The following is a 15,937-nucleotide window of genomic DNA, read 5'->3' as shown; positions in this document are numbered from 1 at the left end:
AGTTAATTCAAAACTGAGTTAATTCTTCGACAGCTTTAACCGTGCGGCCGGCGAAGGGGAGGTATGAGCATCGAGACAGTGCTACTGGCGGTCGGTACCGAAGACGAGAAGCGAGTCGAGCAGCTGGCCCGGGAGGCGATAGCGGTCGCCGGACCCACGGGCGCGGAGGTCGTGTTGACCCACGTGTTCACCGACGAGGAGTTCGACGGAGTGCGGTCGCAGCTGGGCGTCGACGAGACGAGCGAGGGGTCGACTCCCGACGCGGTCGCCGGGCGACACACCACGACGCGGGCGCTCGCGAAGGCGCTCGACGAGGCCGGCGTCGCCTACTCGGTCCGCGGCGCGGTCGGCAAGCACGCCGACGAGGTCGTCGCGGCGGCGGAGGCGGTCGAGGCCGACCGCGTGGTCGTCGGGGGGCGGCGCCGGTCGCCGACCGGCAAGGCCGTCTTCGGCAGCGTCGCCCAGGACGTCATCCTCTCGGCGCCGTGCCCGGTGACGTTCGTGCGCGAAGTCGCCGCCTGAGAGGGCGACGACCCCGCGTCGGATGAGTCCCCGTCGGAGGGATCCCCGTCGGAGGAGGCCCGACGTAACGGTCCCCGGAAGCGTCCAGTTTAAGTGACACCGGTCCGCGGTTCTACCCGATGTACTACGTGGGCGTCGACCTCGGGGCGACGAACGTCCGAGCGGTCGTCGGCGACGACGCGGCGACGATCCTCGGATCGGACGATCGGGGGACCCCCCGCGGTCCGAACGGGATCGCCGTGACCGAGGCCGTGCTCGGCGTCGTTCGCGGGGCGTGCGCCGACGCCGAGGTCGACCCGACCGAGGTCGTCGCGGCCGGGATCGGCTCGATCGGCCCCCTCGACCTCGCAGCCGGGGTCGTCCAGGGTCCCGCGAACCTCCCCGACACCGTCGAGCGGATCCCGCTCGTCGGACCGCTCTCACAGCTGCTCGACACCGAGCGGATCCACCTCCACAACGACACCGTCGCCGGCGTGATCGGCGAGCGGTTCCACGCCGAGCGCAACCCCGACGACATGGTGTACCTCACCATCTCCTCGGGGATCGGCGCGGGGGTCGCCGTCGACGGCAACGTGCTCTCGGGGTGGGACGGCAACGCCGGCGAGGTCGGCCACATGACCGTCGACCCCCACGGCTTCATGACCTGCGGCTGCGGGCTCGACGGGCACTGGGAGGGGTACTGCTCCGGCAACAACATCCCGTTGTACGCCCGCGAACTCCACGCGGAGGACCCCGTCGAGACCTCGCTTCCCGTCGAGGACCCCGACTTCTCCGCGGTCGACGTGTTCGAGGCGGCCGGCGACGACATCTTCGCCGACCACGTGATCGACCAGGTCGCCCACTGGAACGCCATGGGCGTCGCCAACGTGATCCACGCGTACGCCCCGCTCGTCGTGAGCGTCGGCGGCGCGGTCGCGCTCAACAACCCGGAGCGGGTGCTCGACCCCATCCGCGAGAAGCTCGCCGACATGGTGTTCATCAACGTCCCGGAGGTCCGGCTCACCGACCTCGGCGACGAGGTCGTCGTGAAGGGGGCGCTGGCGAGCGCGCTCACCGGCGGCACGGGCGACCGCTCGCGGCTGGAGACGTCGCCGGGGTGAGCGACTGTAGCGGCGACCGCCGTCAGTCCTCGAACTCCGTGAGCTCCGGGTCGACCTCCGGGTCGACCGCGTCCCGCGTCTCCAGGTACGCGTCCCGGTAGCGCCAGATCTTCCGCAGGAGGACGTAGCCGAACGCGCCCTGGAACGCGAGGACGAAGAGGAACAGCACGGAGAGCTGGGGCAGCCCCGTGAACGCGGGAATGGCGGTCGTGACCGGACCGACGAGCGTGTTGTACAGCGCGTGGATCGCGGCCGCGATGACGAGCCCCTTCACGACGATCGGACCGCGGTGCTCGGGGTTGAACTTGGCGAGCCCGAGGTAGTACCCCGCGAACGCCGAGTAGACGACGTGGCCCGGCCCGGCGAGCGCGCGCAGCGCCGTGATCCCGTCTCCCGCGCCGAGGACGGCTACCCCGAGCGTCAGCTCCGACATCTCGACGTTCTGAGCGATGTACACCAGGTTCTCGATGACGGCGAAGCCGAGCCCGGCGATCGCGCCGTACACCGCGCCGTCGACGACGGCGTCGAACCGGTCGTCGGTGTACGCGTACAGCCGGACGGCGAGCAGCTTCACCGTCTCCTCGATGGGGCCGACGATGACGAAGAAGAAGAGGACGAGTCCGGGGAATCCGAGCGGGGAGAAGAGCGGCTGCGCGTAGCTGTTGAGCACGGCGGCGAACGTCGCCGTCAGGATCGACAGCAGGAACGTCGCCACGAGCAGCGAGAGCGGCTCCCCCGTCGTGACGTCGGAGACGTACACGTACGCGGCGAGCCCGAACGCCGGAATCGCGGAGAGCCCGACGAGCATGGCGACGGCGGGGTCGAAGACGAGCCCGAGGCCGAACGAGCCGAGGATCGTGAGGAGCCCGAGGAAGGCGACGAACACGACCAGCCCCTTCGCCGATCGGGTGATAAGCCAGTACAGCGCGACGGAGAGCCCGTCGAGGGAGGTGCGCTCCTCCCACGTGGCGATGTCGTAGAGGTCGCGGTCGCCCTCGGCGCGCGACTCGACCGGATCCGATCGAGATGGCATGCGCCCCGATTCGGCCCGAGGCAACTTAAGCCGTGGCCGGGCGGGACGCGTCCCTCCCGCTCCCCGCGCCGAGGCGACGGAGTTGAAACCGCGGCGCCCCAAGGGGCGGTATGCACTTCGACCGACGGACCCAGCGGGCGCTCCGGGAGGCGGGGCTCGACGCGAACGCGATCGCAGACGCCTCCGACCGCGTCGCCGAACTGGTCGCCGAGGACGCCGACCGCCTGCGGGAGTTCTTCGCGGCCGACGGCCCGTACCACTCGGACATGGAACTCGCCCACAGCACCGCCGAGACGCAGGAACACCCGACCGCGGACGTCGACGTCTTCACCCACGGAAGCGACCTCCGCGGGTACCTCTCGCTCGACGGGTGGGGCGTCCCGATCGAGGGCGGGCGGGTGTTGCGGACGGCGGCGGCCGAAGGCGGCGACGTCGACGAGAGCGAGGCCGCCACCGAAACGCCCGTCCTCGTCGAACTCTCGCTCGGCGAGACGATCCACGACCGGGTCCGGTTCGCGCGCGACCCGGAGGAGCTGTGAGCGCTCCCGTCCGCGTCCGCGGGATCTACGCGACGGCGCTCACGGAACTCCTGCTCGACGCGGGCCACGAGGTCGTCGACGCGTCACCGCCGATCCGCCGGCGCTTCGACGAGGAGTTCGGGAACGCCCCTCCGGACGTTCGGGTCGAGACGACGGGCGACCGGCAGGGCGTCGGCGTCCACGGCGACCCCGACGCGGTGGCGTCAGTGCGCGAGCGGCTCCGAGACGTGGGAGTCGACGCGCTGGCGTGGACCGACCCGACACCGCCCGGGACCGTCCTCGACGGCGAGGTGACCGAGACGCTCGGCGACGGAGCGGTGGTGGCGCTCCGCGTCGGTGGAGGAGACGGCGGCGCGGAGAGCGGCGGCGTCACCACCGCCGAGGGGTACCTCCCGTACGAGGCGGTCGACGACCGCGTCGAGACCGGGGACCCGGTTCGGGTGCAGGTCCGCGAGTCCGCGGCGCCGTGGACGGCCCACCGCCCGGAGCTCGACGGATCGGTACGCGCCGGCGGTGAACTCGTCGCGCTCGAACCGGGCTCCGGCACCCGGGTCGACGTGCGCGACGACGCGGCCGCCCGGGAGCTGGCGGGGATGCTCGACCTGCTCGGGTTAGAGCCTCCCGACGAGTGGCGGGCGGCCTGGAAGCCGCCCGCGGTCGACGCCGACACGGAGGAGCTGGAGGCGGGGCTGGAGCGCGCCGTCGCGGCGGCCGAGGGGCTCGAGGACGCCGTCGACGCGGCCGGCGGCGTCGGCGTCCTCGACGACGCGGGGCGGCTCCGCGACGAGCCGCTGGCGTCGCCGGACGCGGGCGCGTGGGTGTGGTTCGGCCGCGAGAGCCGGTTCGCGCTCGACGACCGACGCCGCGAGGCGGCGGCGACGATGCCGGGCCACCATCGGGTGAAAGCGGGGTCGGCGGACGCCTCGTCCGGCGTCGACCTCGCGGAGGCGCTCTGCGAGCCCGACCCGGACGCTCCGTTCCCGTTCGGCGTCGTGACGGACGCGTTCGGTCCGAGCGAGGGCGACGCTATCCGGCTCGAACACGGGAAGCCCGACGGCCGGCTGATCACGCTCGGCGAAGCGACGGTGACTGCGGTCGACGCCGACGGCTCGGTGACGGTCGAACGGGAGATGACCGGCGGCGGCACCTACGACGGGCTGAACGTGCCCCGCGAGGCCGGCGACGTCGCGGAGACGAGCCTGAAGGAGGGTCGGTGGTGGTACCCGACGACGTACCGCGGACGCGACGGAACGGTGCGGGGCACCTACGTCAACGTCTGCACCCCGGTCGAGGTGTTCCCGGACGCCGCCCGCTACGTGGACCTCCACGTCGACGTGGTGAAGCGTCCAGACGGGACGGTCGAGCGCCTCGACGACGACGAGCTGCGGGACGCGGAGGCCGCCGGCGACGTGCCGGAGCCCCTGGCGGAGAAGGCGCGGGGCGTGGCGTCGGCGCTGGAGAACGCGCTCTGACGCGCGGCGACGACGCCGAGGGGCCGGTGGCGGGTAATTTTAACTCGGTTGCGGATGCGAGAAACACCTCTCGTTCGTTACAATAACATTATCAATCATCGCATACACGACCGATCCAGAATGGACGAGATAAAATCTCAGCACAAATTCGAGGAGACGAGCCGACGGGGGTTCCTCGGCGGCGTGGGAGCGCTCGTGGCCGCGGCCGCGTACTCGCGAGACGTGTCGGGGGCGGCCGCGAAGACGGTGGAAAACGCCGACGACGATCCGGTACAGACCGTCGAATCGCCGGACGGCTCGATCGCGGTCACGGTCGACGTCGACGACGGGATTCCGACCTACGAGGTCGCCCGCGACGGGACGACGTACGTCGAGCCGTCGACGGTCGGGTTCGACTTCCGGAACCAGCCCGCGTTCGGGGCGTCAGCGGCCGAATCCGGCGGCGAGGGCGTTCCCTTGACCGTCACGGGCACCGAGCGCGAGGCGGCCACCGAGCGGTGGGAGCCGGTGTGGGGTGCGTTCGACGAGGTGTCGGCCGACTACAACGACCTGCGCGTCGGGCTCACCGACGGGGAGGCGGACGGGGGCGACGGACCCGGCAGCGACGGGGTGGGGGGCCGGGCCGCGACCCTCCACGTTCGGGTCTTCGACGACGGGGTCGGGGTCCGGGTCGTCCTCGGCGAGGGGTTCGCGAGCAACGCGGAGCGGGCGGTGATCGAGTCGGAGAACACCGAGGTCGCGTTCGCGGAGGACTACGACGCGTGGTGGATCGCGAACGAGGTGACGAACCCGCGGTACGAGCAGGAGTACGCGGAGACGCCACTCTCGGAGATCCCCGGCGGGACCCGGGAGACGCGACCGACGGACACGCCGATCCGGACCGGCGCGCACACCCCGCTGACGGTCGACGCGGGCGACGCGTACCTGAGCGTCCACGAGGCGAACCTCGACGACTACGCCGCGGCGACGCTCGCGCCCCTCGACGACGACGGCGGCACCGCGTTCGCCACGGCGCTCACGCCGCTCCCCGACGGGACGAAGGCGTCGCTCGCGCTCCCCGCGGCGACGCCGTGGCGGACGATCCAGCTCGCGGAGCGTCCGGGCGGGCTGATCGAGTCGCAGCTTGTCCCCCTGCTGGCCGACCCGATCGACGAGTCGGCGCTGCCGACCGCCGGCGGCGGGCCCGACGCCGACTGGATCGAACCCCGGAAGTACGTCGGCATCTGGTGGACGATGATCGCGGGGCAGGCGAACTGGGAGTACCGGTCGGACGACGAGGTCAGGGCCGACGACGGCAACCCGGCCGCGTACATCCACGGCGCCAGAACCGAGCGAATGAAGCGGTACATGCGGTTCGCGAGCGAGAACGGGATCGACAGCGTGCTCGTCGAAGGGTGGAACGAGGGGTGGGACACCTACCCCGGCGACGGCACCGGCTTCGGCTTCGGCGTCGACGACTCGTACCCCGACTTCGACGTGCAGGAGGTGACCGACTACGGGGCCGACCTCTCCGACCCGGTCGAGATGACGATCCACAACGAGACCGCGGGGAACATTCCGCAGTACGAGTCCGCGATCCTCGATGCGGACGTGTTCGCGGGGTACGAGAGCCAGGGGATCGGCTCGATCAAGAACGGCTACGTCTCCGACCCCGGGCTCGGGATCGACGGCGACGGCGCCGAGCCGACCCACAACCAGCACAACCAGCTCGCAGTGAACCACCACCGGCTGGTGATCCGCGAGGCCGCCGCCAACCGCCAGCTGCTGGAGATCCACGAGGGGATCAAGCCGACCGGCGAGATCCGAACCTACCCGAACGTGGCGAACCGCGAGGTCGTCAAGGCCCAGGAGTACGACGGCTTCGGCCAGCTCGGCTCGAACGTCGGGCGCGACCACCACGTCACGCTCCCGTTCACGCGGAACCTCGCGGGACCGGTGAGCTACCAGCCGGGCATCTTCGACATCACGTTCAACGACGACCGCGGCGACCAGGTCCAGACGACCCGCGCGAAGCAGCTCGCGATGTACCCGACGTACCTCAGCGGGCTCCAGATGGCCGCCGACCGGATCGAGGCGTACGTCGACGAGACGTTCGAGGTGGGCGAGACGCTCCACGCGGCCGCTGGCGAGCTCGACGGGCTCGTCACCGACGACTCGTGGCGGAACGCGTTCGGGACCAACTTCGTCGCGGTCGACCCCAACCGCGCGCCGAGCGGGTCGTCGGTCTCGTTCGCGGTTCGCGACGTTCCCGCGGCCGGAACGTACGACCTCCACCTCCGGTACGCGAGCGCTCCGGAGGAGAACGCGGGGCGCGTGGTCGACGCCGGGGGACCGCGCGCGACGCTGCGAGTCAACGACGACCGCCGGGCGATCGAGCCCGCGTTCACCGACTACTGGGACGACTGGGACGTGTTCACGACCGAGGTCGAGCTCGACGCGGGCGACAACGAGGTCGCAATCGAGATCGACTACGCGGAAGGCGACGACGGGTTCACGGGCGACGTCGGCGGGTTCAACCTCAACGCGGTCGCCGTCGCCGAGTCCGGCGAGCCGTCGCCGGTCCCGGCGGCGTACGAGGGGTACACGCCCGAGAACGAGAACTTCGACGCCGAACCGGAGTTCGGCTTCATCGAGTCGGTGCCGGCGGCCGGCTGGGACGAGACCCGCGTCGTCGGGTCGGCGATCGGCGCGCACCTCACGATCGCGCGCCGGCACGGCGACGAGTGGTACCTCGGCGTCATGACCGACGGCGACGGGCGGGCCGTCGACGTGCCGCTCGACTTCCTCGCGCCCGGCAACTCGGGCGAGAAGGGGGGCGGGAACGAAAACGGAAACGGAAACGGAAACGGTCGAAACGGCCCGAAGTACGTTGCCGAGATATACGCGGACGCGCTCGGCGGGGGCGTCGACGCCGATCCGACCGGCGTCCGCATCGACGAGGCGGTCGTCACGCCGAGTACGACCCTGTTGGCGTCGCTGACGCCGAGCGGCGGGACGGCGGTGAAGCTGCGCCCGGCGCGGGGCTCCGAGAGCGACCGACTGCCCGGGTACGAGCGTCCGGAGCAGGACCTCTCGATCGAGATCGCCGACGACGCCGGTCTCGAGGAGGCGTTCATCACGGCGACCGGTTCGAACGACACGGAGTTCGTCGGCGGGACCAACGTCGAGATCCTCGTCGACGACGACGTCGAGGCGGTCGCGAACGTCCGGCTCCCGCCGAACGCGAGCGACGAGACGATCGAACTCGGCTACCGGATCTCGACCATCGGCACGTTCGAGGTCGCCGTGCGCGACCCCGCGAGCGGCGACGAACTCGCCGCGGGGAGCGTCACGGTCGCCCCCGGAGACGTGGTCGCGGAGTTCACCGACCCGCAGGGGGACGACGACGGCCCCGGCGAGTACGTCTACCCGACCGACGGCGCGTTCCGTGAGGGCGCCTTCGATCTGCGTTCGTTCCGCGTCCTGGAGACCGAGGAGGAATACCGGTTCACCTTCGAGGTCGAGACCCTCTACGACACGTTCGGCGGCGAGTTCTCGCCGCACTACTTCCTCGTGTACCTGCGTGACCCGTCCGACGACGGCGGGCGGACGACCGCCCTCGACGACCTCGGCCTGACCGCGACCTTCGCGGAGCCGTGGCAGTACCGCGTCGCCGTCAGCGGATTCGGCGGCGGCGTCGTCGACGCCGACGGCACGGACCTTGCAACGCCGGAGACGTTCGTCGACTTCGACGCGAACACGGCGGTGATCTCGATCCCGAAATCGGCGGTCGGCGACGCGGACCTCGCGGACTGGGAAGCGGTCCCGGTCGTCGGGTCGGAGGACCGCGGTTCGCTCCGACCGGTTCAGGTCGAGGCCGGCGCCTTCGTGTTCGGCGGCGCCCGGGAGGGGGCGGTCGACAACGCGCCACAGGTGATCGACCTGCTCACGCCGGAGGGGACCTCGCAGGCGGACGCGCTCGACTACGACGCGGACGCGCCCGCGACGCTGCCGTTCGTGTCGCTGTAGAGGCGGGCGCGGGTGGCGCAGGTGGCGTGGGCGCAGGCGACGCCGCGCGGCGCGTCTCCGCGTAGCGTTTAAAAGTGGTTCGCGGGCTCGGTCTCGTGTTTCAGCTCGCCGCCGCGGCCGCCCTCGACGGTGGAGGCGCCCTGGTCGCCCGAGGAGGCGGTCCGGACCGTCACGTTCTCCACCTCGTCGAAGTCCATGATAAGGTCGCGTCGGATGTTGTCGGCCGTGATGTTCGAGATGCCGCAGCCGGAGCAGGTGCCGCCGAGCTCGACGACGACCTCGCCGGTGTCGGGGTCGGCCTCGCGCACGACGCTCGTGCCGCCGTGCATCTGGATGATCGGCATCTGCCCGACCATCCACCGCTCGACCCGGTCTGCGAGGCTGTCGTCGCTCTCGTCGCTCATTACCTCGTATTGGCGGCCGAGCCTATGGAAGCTTGCGGTTTTCGCGGTCGCTGCTGAGGCGAAACGAACTGTGTCACCGTCGATCCGGGGAGACTCCGGCGGAGAACCCGGATCCGGTCACTCGTCGCGGTCGTCGGCGGCGTCCGACTCGCTCGGGAGGCGAGTCGGGTCCGCGGGGTCGTCGCCGTGCATGGTGTCGTCGCGTTCGAGCAGGTACAACAGCGGCCCCAGGACGGTCAACACGAGGACGCCGGGCAGCGGCGCGTCGGGGACGAGAACTGCGGTGAGCAGGCTCGCGCCGCCCGAGACGACCACGAGGGCGGCCCAGAGCGGCGGGGAGCCGAGGTCGACGCCGACGCGCGCGGCGTCGCGGTAGACGGCCGCGGCGACGAGCGCGACGACGGCCGCCCCGCCGCCGGCGACGACGGCCGTGGTGACGGACATACGGGCGGTTGGGGCGAGGCCGGAAAAAGGGTGTCGAGCCGACAGCAGGGCGGGACGACGAGAGCGGTGGCAGGGTGAGAAGAGCGCGCGAGAGACGAGAACCGCGAGCACGGGCCGAGGAGCGGTGAGACGGTCCGCGGCGGACGGTTACGGCGCCTCGCCGGTTTCGATGCTGAAGGAGTCGCGCGGGTACGCGACGCAGGTCAGGGTGTAGCCGTCGTCGATCTCGGCCTCCTCTAACATCTGCTGGTTGTCGTGCTCGACGAAGTCCTCCGAGGGACCGTCGGTGATCCGGCCGGCACAGGAGACGCACTGGCCCTGTCGGCAGGCGTACGGGAGGTCCCAGCCCTGGTCTTCGCCTTGATCTAAGATCGGCTGGTCGTTCGAGAGCTCGACCGTCTCGCCCTGCTTGACGAACTCGACCTCGAAGTACTCGACCTCGTCTTCGGGGATGTCGCCGGGGCCGGCGCTGGCCTCGCTCCCGTCCTCCAGTTCGCCCTCCTCGCCGTCGCCGCCGGCGGGGATGGCGCCGCCTCCGCCACCGCCGCCGATGGCGCGGTTTCCGGGCTCCGGGAAGTCGGTCTCGGGGACCGCGGCCGCGCGGTGTTCGAGCACCTCGTCCGAGATGTCGGTCGTGGGCTCCCAGCCCGTCCCCTTCAGACTGCCGACGAAGACGACGAGCAGCGTCGCGATCGCCCCGAGAACGATCGCGGGCATGTTCGCGATGTTCGCAATGAGCGGGTTGAGCATACGAACCGATATGGAGAGGTGGCATAAGGCCGTTTTGATCGGTCCAACCGGACGAGAGTCCCGACGCGGAGGACCGGAGGGCCCACCACGCCACGGAACGCACCTTTTATCGGCCGAGCGGCCGACAGGACGGCCATGCAAGTGAAATCGCGGCACCACCTCCGGAGCGACGACATCGCGGCCATCCGCGAGGCGGTCGCCGACCACCTCGGCGTCGACATCGACGGCGACGCGTTCGAGTTCGTCGAGTTCGTGGACGCGAACTACGAGCTCGTCCTGGTCGACGGCGAGCCCGCGGTGTTCTACGTCGACGACGACGAGCCGTTCCTCACCGTCCGGGGCGCGAACGACTACGAGCCGGAGACGGGGGTCGTCACGGTCGATGCGGGCGCGATCTCGTTCGTCTCCGACGGCGCCGACGTGATGCGCCCCGGCATCGTCGAGGCCGACCCGGAGGTCCGCGAGGGCGACCTCGTCGTTATCGCGGAGGAGACCCACGGGAAGGTGCTCGCGGTCGGTCGCGCGCTGGCCGACGGCGACGAGATGGTGGGTGACAGCGGGAAGGTCGTGGAGTCGATCCACCACGTCGGCGACGAGCTGTACGAGTTCTCGGCGTGAGGACCGGATCGATTCGGCTGATGAATCACACGAGCGAGACGACGACCTCTTTTAAATAACGAAGCGGTGGCGTCGCCAGCGCTATGCGCCGGCTGCCAGAGGCGCGAAGCGCCTCGCTGCCGCGAGGGCGAAGACGGGCGACGCAAGGACCACAGGAGCGAACGAAGAGGACCGCAGCGAGCCCCTCGAGTCCTCGCGGCTGGGGCTTCCCGGTCTCGGTGTCGATCAGTGATTCATAAACAGCTGCGTACGGCCGAGCGGTCGCAGACGTGTCGGTTGCCGCCACCGATCGCTCGCCAGCGACGAGCGTGTATCGGCGATCGCTCCGCGCCTTTTAATCGCCTCGGCCGTGACGCGAGACGTAATGACCGCGATCCGGGTGTTAAGCTACAACGTCCGCTACGCCAACCGCGGCGACCACCACGACGCCTGGCACGAGCGACGCGACGCGATCGGGCGGCTCGTCCGCTTCCACCGCCCGGACGTCGCCGCCTTTCAGGAACCGCTCCCCGACCAGCGCGCGGACCTCCGCGAGCGACTCTCCAGCTACGAGTTCGTCGGGCGGGGGCGTAAGGCCGACGGCGAGGGCGAGGGGTGCCCGATCGCGGTCCGCTCCGACCGCTGGGCGGTCGTCGCGAGCGACACGTTCTGGCTCTCCGAGACGCCGAACGAGCCGTCGATCGGCTGGGACGCGGACTACCCGCGAATCGCGACGTGGGCGCGGGTCCGAGCGGCCGACCGCGACCCCGGCGCCCCCGCGGAGCTGCTCGTCGTCAACACGCACTTCGACCACGTGAGCGCCCGCGCGCGACGCGAGTCCGCGCGGCTCCTCCGCGAGCGGCTCCCGGCGCTCGTGAGAGCGAACTCGACCGGCGGCGACGCCGGCCGGTCGGTCCCGCTCGTGTTGGTCGGCGATCTCAACTGCACGCCGGGATCGGACCCGCACCGGATCCTCCTCGGCGACGGTCCGGAGGCGGCTTTCGAGGGTGCCGGAAGCGCGGACGACGCCGGGATCGCGCTCCGCGACGCGGCCGCGACCGCCGAGCTCAGACACGGCCCGCAGACCAGCCTCACCGACTTCTCGCGGCTGATCCACGGCCGCCGGATCGACCACGCGCTCGTCACGCCCGAGCTCGACGTCGAGGCGTTCGCGACGCTGACCGACCGCGACGACCGCGGCCGGTACCCGTCCGACCACCTGCCGATCCTGACGCGGCTGGGGCTGTAGCGGGGGGCGGCTCCCTCCCTCGCGGCTCACTCCTCGTCGGTCCCGTCGCCCTCGTGGGCCTCGTCGCTCTCGTCGGCCCCGTCGCGCTCCTCCCCGTCCGTCTCGTCCCCGTACTTCTCGAGGGCCGCCTCGTAGCCGCGCTTCGCCGCCTCGTACGTCTCGCGGAGGTCGGCCACCGGCGTCTCGGTGGCGTCGACGCGGAGGTCGTCGTAGTAGGGGTCGTCCTCGTCCGTCTCCGTGTTCCGGACCAGCAGGGCCGCGGACTGGACCTCCAGGTCCTCCCGCCTGTCGCCGCCGGCGGCCTGGCCCGCCGCGAGCGCGTCGATCAGCCGCTCCGCGAGCGGGGCGTCGCCGTGCGCGTCGGACGCGTAGGCGGCCGCGGTGTCCTCGACCACGTCCTCACCCGTCAGGAGGTTGCCGGCGACGGTGTAGTTCTCGCCGACGACGTGACCGTACCAGTCGTGACACTCCTCGCCGGAGAACGCGAACGTCCCGTCGGCGTCGACGCCGTGGAGCTGGCGCTGCTCGCGCCCCTCGTCGGCGTTCAACAGCGCCTCCAGGGCGTCCTCGACCGCGAGCCCGTCGCCGAGGTACTCGATCCCCTTCCGCCCGAGCTCGACGTTGACGAGCGACTGGGTCGCCACCGCGCCGTCCGCCGACGCGAACGGACACAACGTGCCGACCCCCGGCAGCCGGGTGGTCACCGCCACGCCGTAGCGGACCTGGTCGTCGCCGCCGTCGTCGGTGTACCGCTCGCGAACGCAGATGCTGAACGTCACATCCGTCGTCTGCGACGGACCGGCAAAAGCCCCCGCTCCGGGGTCGAAGTTTCCGGTTTCGGGCGGTCTCGTCGGCGGTTCGACGCGGGGAAAACCGGGGTGCGAGAGGCGGTCCGCGCCCTCGAGGCTCGTGCGAATCGCCGACACACTTATGAGTGAGAATCCCTCCCATACTAATAGCCTCGGTTACGGGCGAAACAGTGGCCCGCGGTGGGTCCCCCTCGACGACAGCGGCGTTGCGGCTCGATGAGCCGTCGTTCCGGCACGGAGAGCCGTGCGGCCGCGCAGTCAGATCGTCGGGCCCTCGCCCGTCCGAGCCACGTGATACAATGGCAGACCGACACACGCTCCAACGGCTCAGCGAGGAGTACCGGACGAACGTCCCGGACGACCTCCGGGAGCCCCGCTCGTTCGACTGGTACCTCGACGCGCTGTACGAGGAGCCGCGCATCGCGCGGAACGCCCACCAGCGCGTCGCCGACATGTTCGACCACTACGGCACGCGGTACGACGAGGAGCGCGGCGTGGTGGAGTACGCGCTCGCCGCGGACGACCCCCTCCACGACGGCGAGAACGTGTTCTACGGCCGCGAGGTCCACGAGGCGATCCACGAGTTCGTCAACAAGGTGAAGTCGGGTGCCCGCCGACTCGGCCCCGAAAAGCGGATCAAGCTCCTCCTGGGCCCGGTCGGCTCCGGGAAGTCGCACTTCGACTGGCTCACCCGCCGGTACTTCGAGGCGTACACGCGCGAGGAGGCCGGCCGGATGTACACCTTCCGCTGGGTGAACCTCTGTTCAGTGATCGACGACCAGGACCCGGGCGACGACGAGGTCCGCTCGCCAATGAACCAGGACCCGCTCGTGCTCCTCCCGCGCCCGCAGCGCGAGGCGGTGATTGACGAGATCAACGAGCGGCTCGACGCCCCCTACACCCTCCGGAACGACCAGCACCCGGACCCGGCCTCGGAGTTCTACCTGAACGAGCTGCTCGCGCGCTACGACGACGACTTGGAGCGCGTGCTCGACGAACACGTCGAGGTCGTCCGGCTCGTCGCCGACGAGAACCGCCGGGAGTGCATCGAGACGTTCGAGCCGAAGGACAAGAAGAACCAGGACGAGACGGAGCTCACCGGCGACGTCAACTACGCGAAGCTCGCCGTCTACGGCGAGTCCGACCCGCGCGCGTTCGACTACGCCGGGGCGTTCTGTAACGCCAACCGCGGGCTGTTCTCCGGCGAGGAGCTGCTCAAGCTCCAGCGGGAGTTCCTCTACGACTTCCTGCACGCCTCCCAGGAGTCGACGATCAAGCCGAAGAACAACCCCCGGATCGACATCGACCAGGTGATCGTCGGCCGGACGAACATGCCGGAGTACCGCGAGAAGACCGGCGACGAGAAGATGGAGGCGTTCAACGACCGCACCAAGCGGATCGACTACCCCTACGTGCTGGAGTACGAGAGCGAGGCGAAGATCTACGGGAAGATGCTCGCCAACGCCGACGTGCCGAACGTCCACGTCGAGCCGCACGCGCTGGAGATGGCCGGCCTCTTCGGCGTGCTCACCCGGTTGGAGGAGCCCACCGACGAGACGGTGAGCCTCCTCGACAAGGCGAAGGTGTACAACGGCGAGCTCGAAGACGAGGAGATCGACCGCCGGAAGCTCCGGGAGGACGCCGCCGAGCGGGCCGACGTGAGCGAGGGGATGGACGGCGTCTCCGCCCGGTTCATCGGCGACGAGATCGCCGAGGCGATCATGGACGCCACCCACCGCGACCGCGGCTACCTCTCGCCGCTGTCCGTCTTCGACCACTTCGAGGCGAACCTCGGCGGGCACGGCTCCATCGCGGCCGACGACCTCGACCGCTACGAGCGCCTGCTGGAGACCGTGCGCGAGGAGTACCGCGAGCGCGCCATCGAGGACGTCCGGCACGCGCTGGCGTACGACGTCGACGAGCTCCGTCGACAGGGCGAGAAGTACATGGACCACGTGATGGCGTACATCGACGACGCCACCGTCGACGACGAGCTGACGGGGAGAGAGACCGAGCCGGACGAGACGTTCATGCGCGCGGTCGAAGAGCAGCTCGACGTCCCCTCGGACCGGAAGGACGACTTCCGGCAGGAGGTGTCGAACTGGGTCTCCCGGCGCGCCCGCGAGGGGCGCGGCTTCGACCCGCAGGAGAACGACCGCCTCCGACGCGCCCTCGAGCGCAAGCTGTGGGAGGACAAGAAGCACAACATCAACTTCTCCGCGCTGGTCTCCGCGACCGACCTCGACGACGAGGAGCGCAGCGCGTGGGTCGACGCCCTGGTCGACCGCGGCTACTCCGAGGACGGCGCGGCGGAGGTGCTGGAGTACGCGGGCGCCGCCGTCGCTCGCTCGGAGATCGAGAACGGCGGGGATTGAGATGAGCGAGCGCGACCGGTCCGACGACCGCAACCGGGCTGACGGCGATTGCGACCGACCCGACGGCGAGGGGTTCGTCCGGGCGGCCGACGAGAGCCTGCGGGGCGCGTACGACCCGCCGATGGGCCTCGAGGAGTACGTCGACCGCGTGTTGGAGAACCCCGTCGCCGCCGCCTCCGGCGCGCGGTATATCCTCGCGGCGATCGAGTCGGAGGGCACCCGCGAGGTCCGCGAGCGCGGCGAGCGGCTGGAGCGGTACCGCTTCTTCGACGACCCGTTCAACGGCGGCGAGCACGCCGTGCTCGGCAACACCGCCGCGCTCAACGCGTTCGTCGACGACCTCCGGGCCGCCGCGGCGGGCCGCGGCAACGACGAGACGATCGTCTGGATCGACGGCCCCACGGCGACCGGGAAGTCGGAGTTCAAGCGGTGTCTCGTGAACGGGCTCCGGGAGTTCTCGAAGACGGAGGCCGGCCGCCGCTACACCGTCGAGTGGAACGTCACCGGCGCCGGCGGCGGGCTCGGCGGCGCGGGCGGCCTCTCGTACGGCGACGGCGGCGACGCCGCCGCGTGGTACCGCAGTCCGGTGCAGACCCAGCCGCTCTCCGTGTTCCCCGAGGGCGTCCGCGAGTCGG

The 15,937-nt window shown here is 70.8% G+C and carries 13 protein-coding genes and 1 pseudogene; 9 read left to right on the top strand and 5 right to left on the bottom strand.

Annotated features, from left to right (window positions below):
- Positions 1-63: 63 nt before the first annotated feature.
- Positions 64-522 (top strand): universal stress protein, encoded by a 459-nt coding sequence (locus U4E84_RS11180; protein ID WP_322532175.1) that lies wholly within the window; start codon positions 64-66, stop codon positions 520-522.
- A 119-nt stretch (positions 523-641) separates the two neighbouring features.
- Positions 642-1,622: an ROK family protein gene (locus U4E84_RS11175; RefSeq protein ID WP_322532174.1), complete on the top strand. Its 981-nt coding sequence runs from the start codon at positions 642-644 to the stop codon at positions 1,620-1,622.
- A 22-nt stretch (positions 1,623-1,644) separates the two neighbouring features.
- Here U4E84_RS11175 and U4E84_RS11170 read toward each other — a convergent pair whose 3' ends face one another.
- Complete coding sequence (locus tag U4E84_RS11170; protein ID WP_322532173.1) at positions 1,645-2,655, bottom strand: PrsW family glutamic-type intramembrane protease; 1,011 nt, start codon at positions 2,653-2,655, stop codon at positions 1,645-1,647.
- Positions 2,656-2,765: 110 nt separating this feature from the next.
- On the opposite strand from U4E84_RS11170, the gene U4E84_RS11165 reads away from it, so the two are divergent.
- From U4E84_RS11165 to U4E84_RS11155, 3 genes are all read left to right on the top strand, one after another.
- Entirely contained in the window at positions 2,766-3,194 is a 429-nt protein-coding gene (locus U4E84_RS11165) for a hypothetical protein (RefSeq protein ID WP_322532172.1), read from the top strand.
- The gene (locus U4E84_RS11160; RefSeq protein WP_322532171.1) at positions 3,191-4,666 is read left to right on the top strand and encodes a DUF402 domain-containing protein; all 1,476 of its coding nucleotides are present in this window, start codon (positions 3,191-3,193) and stop codon (positions 4,664-4,666) included. Before U4E84_RS11165 ends, U4E84_RS11160 begins: the two co-directional genes overlap by 4 nt.
- Positions 4,667-4,786: 120 nt before the next feature.
- Entirely contained in the window at positions 4,787-8,674 is a 3,888-nt protein-coding gene (locus tag U4E84_RS11155) for a glycoside hydrolase family 97 catalytic domain-containing protein (protein ID WP_345785509.1), read from the top strand.
- A 68-nt stretch (positions 8,675-8,742) separates the two neighbouring features.
- On the opposite strand, the gene U4E84_RS11150 is transcribed toward U4E84_RS11155, so the two are convergent.
- The 3 genes from U4E84_RS11150 to U4E84_RS11140 all read right to left on the bottom strand — a co-directional run bounded on the left by U4E84_RS11150 (position 8,743) and on the right by U4E84_RS11140 (position 10,272).
- Positions 8,743-9,078 carry a NifU family protein gene (locus tag U4E84_RS11150; protein ID WP_322532170.1) on the bottom strand — a complete coding sequence of 112 codons (336 nt, stop codon included), beginning with the start codon at positions 9,076-9,078 and terminating at the stop codon, positions 8,743-8,745.
- 117 nt (positions 9,079-9,195) lie between these two features.
- A complete protein-coding gene (locus U4E84_RS11145; RefSeq protein WP_322532169.1) occupies positions 9,196-9,522 on the bottom strand; it encodes a hypothetical protein in 327 nt (108 codons plus the stop codon).
- 147 nt (positions 9,523-9,669) lie between these two features.
- The gene (locus tag U4E84_RS11140) at positions 9,670-10,272 is read right to left on the bottom strand and encodes a 2Fe-2S iron-sulfur cluster-binding protein (RefSeq protein WP_322532168.1); all 603 of its coding nucleotides are present in this window, start codon (positions 10,270-10,272) and stop codon (positions 9,670-9,672) included.
- A 135-nt stretch (positions 10,273-10,407) separates the two neighbouring features.
- On the opposite strand from U4E84_RS11140, the gene U4E84_RS11135 reads away from it, so the two are divergent.
- Entirely contained in the window at positions 10,408-10,890 is a 483-nt protein-coding gene (locus tag U4E84_RS11135; RefSeq protein WP_322532167.1) for an RNA-binding protein, read from the top strand.
- A 364-nt stretch (positions 10,891-11,254) separates the two neighbouring features.
- Positions 11,255-12,118: an endonuclease/exonuclease/phosphatase family protein gene (locus U4E84_RS11130; RefSeq protein ID WP_322532166.1), complete on the top strand. Its 864-nt coding sequence runs from the start codon at positions 11,255-11,257 to the stop codon at positions 12,116-12,118.
- Positions 12,119-12,144: 26 nt separating this feature from the next.
- Here the strand turns inward: U4E84_RS11130 and U4E84_RS11125 are convergent, their stop codons facing one another.
- A complete protein-coding gene (locus tag U4E84_RS11125; protein ID WP_322532165.1) occupies positions 12,145-12,897 on the bottom strand; it encodes a DUF1028 domain-containing protein in 753 nt (250 codons plus the stop codon).
- A 329-nt stretch (positions 12,898-13,226) separates the two neighbouring features.
- On the opposite strand from U4E84_RS11125, the gene U4E84_RS11120 reads away from it, so the two are divergent.
- Both U4E84_RS11120 and U4E84_RS11115 read left to right on the top strand, forming a co-directional pair.
- Entirely contained in the window at positions 13,227-15,302 is a 2,076-nt protein-coding gene (locus U4E84_RS11120; RefSeq protein WP_322532164.1) for a serine protein kinase PrkA, read from the top strand.
- A 1-nt stretch (position 15,303) separates the two neighbouring features.
- Positions 15,304-15,937, top strand: a pseudogene (locus U4E84_RS11115) (kinase anchor protein); the annotation flags it as partial.

It is taken from the genome of Halorubrum sp. AD140, from assembly GCF_034497445.1.
GTDB lineage: Archaea > Halobacteriota > Halobacteria > Halobacteriales > Haloferacaceae > Halorubrum.
The sequence above is the reverse complement of the archived record's forward strand: the minus strand, read 5'-3'. Positions and strand labels throughout refer to the sequence as shown.

Coding starts and splice junctions, on each gene's coding strand:
- U4E84_RS11180 (WP_322532175.1), top strand. CDS start 64: ATGAGCATCGAGACAGTGCTACTGGCGGTCGGTACCGAAGACGAGAAG.
- U4E84_RS11175 (WP_322532174.1), top strand. CDS start 642: ATGTACTACGTGGGCGTCGACCTCGGGGCGACGAACGTCCGAGCGGTC.
- U4E84_RS11170 (WP_322532173.1), bottom strand. CDS start 2,655: ATGCCATCTCGATCGGATCCGGTCGAGTCGCGCGCCGAGGGCGACCGC.
- U4E84_RS11165 (WP_322532172.1), top strand. CDS start 2,766: ATGCACTTCGACCGACGGACCCAGCGGGCGCTCCGGGAGGCGGGGCTC.
- U4E84_RS11155 (WP_345785509.1), top strand. CDS start 4,787: ATGGACGAGATAAAATCTCAGCACAAATTCGAGGAGACGAGCCGACGG.
- U4E84_RS11150 (WP_322532170.1), bottom strand. CDS start 9,078: ATGAGCGACGAGAGCGACGACAGCCTCGCAGACCGGGTCGAGCGGTGG.
- U4E84_RS11145 (WP_322532169.1), bottom strand. CDS start 9,522: ATGTCCGTCACCACGGCCGTCGTCGCCGGCGGCGGGGCGGCCGTCGTC.
- U4E84_RS11140 (WP_322532168.1), bottom strand. CDS start 10,272: ATGCTCAACCCGCTCATTGCGAACATCGCGAACATGCCCGCGATCGTT.
- U4E84_RS11135 (WP_322532167.1), top strand. CDS start 10,408: ATGCAAGTGAAATCGCGGCACCACCTCCGGAGCGACGACATCGCGGCC.
- U4E84_RS11130 (WP_322532166.1), top strand. CDS start 11,255: ATGACCGCGATCCGGGTGTTAAGCTACAACGTCCGCTACGCCAACCGC.
- U4E84_RS11120 (WP_322532164.1), top strand. CDS start 13,227: ATGGCAGACCGACACACGCTCCAACGGCTCAGCGAGGAGTACCGGACG.